We start from the raw sequence: 6,170 nt of genomic DNA, 5'->3' as shown, positions 1-6,170 counted from the left end.
CTCCCGGCAGGGTTTTTCAGCGGCCTGCTAATTACCGAGCCGCCCAGCCTGATCGGCACCCGCCTGCGTCGGGGGCATGATGCGGGAAGCGATGCAGCGGTTGCCGCCTTCACGGCCCGCCTGCGCGACATTCTCGAAACACCTCTGCCGACCGGGGACAATCCGCAGGAACTGGCGCCGGTATGCCTGCCGCTGTCTTTTGCCGCCAAGGAATTGCTCTGGCGCTTCTATCAGGCAGTTGAAACCGCCCAAGGCGCCGGGCGGCCGATGGAACAGGCGCGGGCCTATGCCAGCAAGGCGGCGGAACAGGCGGCGCGCATCGCCGGCGTTCTGACGCTCTGGGCCAACGTCGAGGCCCCCGAGGTGACGCCCGAGGCGATGGGCTGGGGGGTGAAGCTGGCGCAATTCTATCTATCGGAAGCCAAGCAGCTGGCCGAGGCGGGGCTTGTGTCCGAGGAAACCGCGAAGGCCGAAACCCTGCGCAAGTGGCTTCTGGAAAGCTGGGAAGATGATGACGTCTTGCCGAGCGATATTCTGAAGCACGGGCCAAACGCCATGCGTGAGCGCAAGACGCTATCCGGCCCGCTTGCGATGCTGGTCAAGGCCGGGCACCTGATCCAGATGGACGCCGGAACCGTCATTCGTGGCAGGCCGCGCAAGGAAGCCTACCGGATTGTGAGGGCGTCCGATGACGATTGAAAACGCCGTTCTTACCCCCGGCTATTTCCGCTATTTTCGCTATTCCGCTTCACCTGAATAGCGACCGCAGCCTTACATGATTGCGAGGCCCGCTGCCAGCCAGCCACACCATCAGCTGGGACATCATCTCGTCATATGTCCATCTCCTCGTTCGAGACGAATTCCACCTTAAAATGGAGGCGGAAACGAGGCTCAGATCAGACCCTCTGCGTGAGTTTCATCCAGCCTAAAAGCAGTTGCTGGCAAACGCGGCAGACCTCACTTCGGCGTAACCTTGACTCGCGGGCCGCTCCTCCATAGTCCTCCACGCGTGGTTAGTCCGCCACGCCTTTCCGACCTCACGTCCCTTTAAGAATAGATCATCGCCCAAAGTAAAAATATCCAGACAGAGGAGTTGTTCGATGTCCGGGGGTCGTCCAAGACTCGTTTCCATTATTGTTCCTTGCTACAATGAAGAAGAGGTCTTGGATCAGACTCTTGGGCAGCTTCTGGCCTTGCAGCCACCCGCCTCCGTGTCCGGCTTCGAATTCATCTTTGTCGACGATGGCAGTTCGGATGGCACAATGGCGAAGCTGCGTCGCGCGGCTGAGTTGGATAACAGGGTGCGCGCCATAGAGTTCAGCCGGAATTTTGGCCACCAAATTGCGGTCACCGCCGGGGTAGAAGCTGCCTCGGGAGAGGCGGTCGCACTCATCGACGCGGATCTTCAGGATCCCCCCGGAGTTCTGATCGAGATGATCGAACGATGGGCAGAGGGATATGATGTCGTCTACGGCATGCGCCGCAGTCGCGAAGGTGAGAGCCAGTTCAAACGGCATACCGCGCGAGCATTCTACCGTTTGCTCAACCGGCTCTCCGAAGTCCCAATCCCATTGGATACCGGTGACTTTCGCGTGATGGACCGCCGTGTGGTGGAGGTGCTTCTGGCGATGCCAGAGCGTCATCGTTTCGTCCGTGGCATGGTTGCATGGGTGGGATTTCGACAGCTTGCCGTACCATATGACCGCAAGAAGCGCGCTGCTGGAGTATCCAAGTATCCCTTGCGCAAGATGCTAAAGTTCGCCTCCGATGGCATCTTGTCGTTTTCGTCGAAGCCCCTCGACATCGCCACCTATCTGGGGTTCATCGCTGCCATTCTGGCGCTAGCGGGTGTGATTTACGCGATTGTGATGCGGATCTTCACCTCAAACTGGGTCGAAGGGTGGACGGCGCTGATGATCGCCGTGCTCTTTCTCGGTGGGGCACAGCTCATCTCGATCGGCTTGATCGGCGAATACATCGGCCGCATTTACGAGGAAACCAAAAAGCGCCCGCTCTACGTCGTGCGGGAGCGACTTGGCTTCGGTCGGCCAGAATCCGTCGAGCGGGACAAGGTTCGAGACCCCGATCGGATCCGTTCATGACGCCCGGCAAAGGTCTCAAATTGCTGATCGGGACGGGCGTGTCCGTTCTCTTCGCCTGGCTGGTGTTGCGCTCGGTCGCATTAGAGGATCTGGCCGTGATGTTGGCCCGCGTCCATCCCGCATGGCTGGGCCTCGCGCTTCTCGCTTTCGGACTCGATTACGCGTGCCGGGTCCAGCGCTGGAAACTGATGCTAGAGACGGCCAATCCTGGCATAGGCTGGGTTAGGTGCGCCGTCCCGTTCATGACATCGATCGCGGCCAACAATGTCCTGCCATTCCGCGCGGGAGACGTGCTGCGGGCTTTCGGATTCGCCCGCTGGCTGAGTATCTCCCCCGCCAGTGCCCTCGCAACGCTTCTGGCCGAACGGCTGATGGATCTGCTGATCCTGCTGTGCGCCCTGTCACTGGCCATCGAGGCTGCGCGAATGTCTGGCGCCGAGACGGCGATCTTACCGCAGGTCGGCAGCTGGGGAGCGGGAGCGCTGGCGCTCGCCGTGCTGCTGCTCCTGTTGGCGCCGGGCATGATCGAACGGCCATGGAATGCGGTGCTGGCCCTCATGAACCCGCGTATTCCCGAGATCGTCGCGCGGCTTCGGCGACAAGGAGATCTCCTCTTCGGGACGCTGCGCGGCCTGTCGAGCGGGGCGCGGATGCTGAGGTTGCTCGCGTGGTCCGTCCTCGCCTGGTCATTCGAGGCGGGCGTTTTCTACGCCGTCGCCCGCGCCCTGCCGGACATGACCGTCCCCACCGCGGCCTGGCTCGCGATGCCGGTCGGTACGCTCTCGACACTGCTGCCATCGACCCCCGGATATGTCGGAACCTTCCACTACTTCGTGACATTAACGGCGACGACCATGGGCAACGACCCGGCTGCCGCCGTCGCCTTCGCCGTGCTTGTGCATCTGGCGCTCTGGCTTCCCGCATCAGTCATTGGCGCGGCCTGTTTCCTCTATTGGCTGACGGTTCGACAGGCGCACTACGAGCCGGCCCACTCCGAGAAAGAGATCTAGCGATGCAAGATACGCGTCCGGTGAGTTCCATGGCGTCCGCGCCGCTTTCCGTTGCCGTCATCGGCGGTGGTTTTTCAGGTCTGTCCGCGGCACGCGATCTTGCTCGGGCCGGCCACGTCGTCACGGTCTATGAAGCGCAGCCCACGGTCGGCGGGCTGGCAGGGGCGTTCGAGACACGGGGCGAACGGTTGGATCGGTTCTATCATCACTGGTTCACCAACGATCTAGAGGTCATGTCGCTGATCGAAGAGCTGGGCCTGTCGGACCGGATCGTCACCAATCCGACGAACACGGGGCTCTATTACGCCAACACCATCTTCAAGCTCTCGACGCCACTGGATCTGCTGCGCTTTTCCGCACTGCCCTTCGTTGACAGGATCCGGCTGGGTCTGCTGACGTTGCGCGCCCGAGCCGTGCGGGACTGGCGACCGCTCGAGGATATCACTGCGGCGGATTGGTTGCGCCGCCTCGGGGGCGAGACGGTCTATCGCGTGGTCTGGGAGCCGCTCCTGAAGGGAAAGTTCGGTCCTTACGCCGAAGAGATCTCGGCAGTGTGGTTCTGGAACAAGCTGAAGCTGCGGGGCGGCAGCCGCGGCAAGGGGGGGGAGGAGCGCCTGGCCTATATGGAAGGCAGCTTCGCACGGCTCGCCGAGGCGATGGCCGGCGATGTCGCGGCCCATGGCGGGCGGGTCTTGTGCGACCACCGGGTTGAGGCCCTGACGCAGCTTCCCGATGGTCGCTGGAAGATTTCCGGCCCTTGGGGGGAGGCCGAAAGCGATAGGGTCGTAGCGACGACTGCGCTTCCGGTGATCGGCGACATGATCGCGCAATGGGCTCCGGCGGAGTATCTAGCACGGCTTCGCGCGATCCCCTATCTGGCGAATGTCTGCCTAGTTCTGCAACTGAACCGATCCCTGTCCTCCACCTACTGGCTGAACGTAAACGACACCTCGTTCCCCTTCGTCGGCGTGATCGAACATACGAATTTCGAGCGGCCCGAAACCTATGGCGGCGACCATGTCGTCTATCTGTCGAAGTATCTGCCGCACACCGATGTCCTCTATTCCATGCCGGATGACGAGGTCATGGCATTCGCCTTGGAGCATCTTCAGCGCATGTTTCCGGCGTTCTCTATGGATTGGGTGCGGGACTATCATGTCTGGCGAGCACGCTGGTCTCAGCCGGTGGTGTGCAGGCATTATTCCCGGCAGATCCCCGAGGACGAAGGGCCGGCAGCCGGTCTCTATATATGCTCGATGGCGCAGATCTACCCCGAAGACCGCGGCACTAACTATGCGGTCCGCGAGGGGCGGCGCATCGCCCGCAAGCTGATGGAAAGGGAGTGATGACGATAATGATCTTGCGTCAGAAAACGTTAAACGAGCCTTCATCGGAGAGCCCTTTTGCGAGTACGGCGTTCCTCGGCATCCTGGCGGTTCTGATTCTCGCGGCAGCAGGCGGCATCTTCATGAAGCCCTTCACGTTCGCGACTATCTACACCCATGACACGATCATCGTCTTCGATGCGATTCACCGCATGCTCCGGGGGCAGATACCGAGTGAAGATTTCCGGTCTTCGCTTGGTGTGCTGACATGGGCGATCCCTGGCGCGGTAGCACGTTGGCGGGGCCAATACGCGGGCTCCATCGAGACCTCCTCGGTTCTCGTGCTCTTTCCGATGCTCCTGGCCTCCGTTTTGTTGCTGCGCCAGCGCGCAGGCATGGCGGCGTCGGCGATTTTCATGCTCAGTCTGGGCGCGATGGTCGTGGTGCCGCTCACGCCGGGCGATCCGGGATTTTTCGTCAGCCCGGCGATGCACTACAATCGCTGGGGATGGGCTGCGATAGCTCTTCTCGGGCTTCTGGCGATCGACGGGGGCCGGGGCAGAGCATGGGCATGGGTGGAAGCCATCGTCGCGACGCTCCTCGTCGTATTCCTGTTCTATCTCAAGATCACCTATTTCATATTCGGCATACTTTACCTTGCGATGATGCTCTTTCTCGGAGCGCAGCGCAGAAAAGTCGCGATCGTAAGTGCCGCTCTTTCGGCCGCGCTAATTCTGGCAACAGGGTTGGGCACCGGGATACTCTTGCCCTACATTGCTGATCTTCGGGAAAGCATGGCAAGCTCCGGCGTCTCGCGGAATGTGCTCAAATCGGGGCTCGCGAATATCAATGACATCGCCCTGTTCGCAACGGTGGCGATCTATGTGCGCATTATACTGCCCGATGTCGGTTGGGCGCTGTCTCTTCCCTTTATCGTCATGTTGGGCTCGGGCCTCCTGATCATCGACCAGAACTTTCACCTCTACTACATCTTCTCGATGATCACGCTTTTCGTTCTGGCCGATGGGTTGTTGCGACAAAACGGCATCTCCTCCGGCTTGACGGCGATTCCCGCGCTTATGATGTTCGTTTTCGTTTCCAGCTATGGGCTGGCGCAGACCGTGGCGACGGCGATCTACGAGCATGAGGCCGCCATCCCCTTCCGACCCGTCATTTCAGGCTTTCCCGGCCTGCGCATCGGCGAGACCCAGGGCAACATCTTCGAGACCCCGCCGACAGGCACCCTCTTCGATCAAGCCACGGCGATGCGGCTTCCCGGGATCGTTCAGCCGCCGCTTCGTCAGGGCGAATATGCATATATCGTCGAGGACGGTACGAACCTGTTGCGGCGAAACGGGGTCAATGCCCCGATATTGGTGTTCGATTTTCTCGATTCATTCTCGGCACAGCTGGATTTGCCGCGAAATCCGCATGGATATGCCTGGCTGCACCCGCACCGGAACATTTCCGACGAAACGGCGCCTCCCGCGGAAGAGTTCTTCTCCGAGGTTCAATTTGTCATGTGGCCCCTCGTTCCGAGAGAGATGATTTCGAGAGACTTCTTGGAAGAAAAATATGGCGACTTTCTCCACAAAAATTTTACGGTCGTAGCTCGGAGCGATTTCTGGATCCTGATGAAACGGCAACAGGCTCTTTCTGATAACCTTGGCGGGCTGCGGAGATAGTTGCCTCAAAGACGCGCATGTATCGACCCAGCGGAATCTGCTCAGGTT

5 protein-coding genes are annotated in these 6,170 nt (G+C 60.5%); all 5 read left to right on the top strand.

Translation table 11 applies throughout. From position 1 onward, the window contains the following. The coding region (locus CG50_RS15820; protein ID WP_036640568.1) for a DUF3987 domain-containing protein at positions 1 to 699 on the top strand (699 nt) is incomplete at its 5' end. Between the two features lie 401 nt (positions 700 to 1,100). Further along, on the top strand, positions 1,101 to 2,102 hold the full coding sequence (locus CG50_RS15815) for a glycosyltransferase family 2 protein (RefSeq protein ID WP_036640562.1): 1,002 nt from the start codon (positions 1,101 to 1,103) through the stop codon (positions 2,100 to 2,102). Then, positions 2,099 to 3,112 (top strand): lysylphosphatidylglycerol synthase transmembrane domain-containing protein, encoded by a 1,014-nt coding sequence (locus CG50_RS15810; RefSeq protein ID WP_051910099.1) that lies wholly within the window; start codon positions 2,099 to 2,101, stop codon positions 3,110 to 3,112. Before CG50_RS15815 ends, CG50_RS15810 begins: the two co-directional genes overlap by 4 nt. 2 nt (positions 3,113 to 3,114) lie before the next feature. Then, positions 3,115 to 4,458, top strand: a complete 1,344-nt coding sequence (locus tag CG50_RS15805) for an NAD(P)/FAD-dependent oxidoreductase (protein WP_211248644.1) — start codon at positions 3,115 to 3,117, stop codon at positions 4,456 to 4,458. After that, positions 4,458 to 6,122, top strand: a complete 1,665-nt coding sequence (locus CG50_RS15800) for a hypothetical protein (protein ID WP_036640560.1) — start codon at positions 4,458 to 4,460, stop codon at positions 6,120 to 6,122. Before CG50_RS15805 ends, CG50_RS15800 begins: the two co-directional genes overlap by 1 nt. Positions 6,123 to 6,170: the final 48 nt, after the last annotated feature.

Source organism: Paenirhodobacter enshiensis, assembly GCF_000740785.1.
In the GTDB taxonomy this organism is placed as follows: domain Bacteria; phylum Pseudomonadota; class Alphaproteobacteria; order Rhodobacterales; family Rhodobacteraceae; genus Rhodobacter; species Rhodobacter enshiensis.
The sequence above is the reverse complement of the archived record's forward strand: the minus strand, read 5'-3'. Positions and strand labels throughout refer to the sequence as shown.

What these genes read in the sequence shown, in the direction of transcription:
- CG50_RS15815 (WP_036640562.1), top strand. Translation starts at nt 1,101, where the DNA reads ATGTCCGGGGGTCGTCCAAGACTCGTTTCCATTATTGTTCCTTGCTAC.
- CG50_RS15810 (WP_051910099.1), top strand. Translation starts at nt 2,099, where the DNA reads ATGACGCCCGGCAAAGGTCTCAAATTGCTGATCGGGACGGGCGTGTCC.
- CG50_RS15805 (WP_211248644.1), top strand. Translation starts at nt 3,115, where the DNA reads ATGCAAGATACGCGTCCGGTGAGTTCCATGGCGTCCGCGCCGCTTTCC.
- CG50_RS15800 (WP_036640560.1), top strand. Translation starts at nt 4,458, where the DNA reads ATGACGATAATGATCTTGCGTCAGAAAACGTTAAACGAGCCTTCATCG.